At 61.0% G+C, this 246-nt stretch carries 1 protein-coding gene; it reads right to left on the bottom strand.

The annotated features are described in order from the left end of the window. On the bottom strand, positions 1 to 246 hold a 246-nt coding region (locus SB764_RS43480), incomplete at both ends, for a hypothetical protein (RefSeq protein ID WP_410867238.1).

Below are 246 nucleotides of genomic sequence, written 5' to 3'. Positions count from 1 at the left end.
CAGAGATGACGGTAAAGAGAAGCACCGCTGCATGGGAAATGCGGCGCATGCCGAAGGTGCGGACGAAAAAGCCGTTGGCAAAGTTGGCGACGGCGATGCCACCGGCGGTCGCCGCAAAGGCGATCGGCAGCCAGTCGCCGAGGCCATAGACCTCGCCGAAGACTTGCTGGACGGAGATGACATAGGCGCTGATGACGCCGGTGAACATCGTGAGACCGATCATGTAGCCGCAGGTAATGCGGTTGG

The organism is Paraburkholderia sp. SIMBA_027 (assembly GCF_046535315.1).
In the GTDB taxonomy this organism is placed as follows: Bacteria; Pseudomonadota; Gammaproteobacteria; order Burkholderiales; family Burkholderiaceae; genus Paraburkholderia; species Paraburkholderia tropica.
This window is presented reverse-complemented; position numbering and strand designations above follow the sequence as displayed.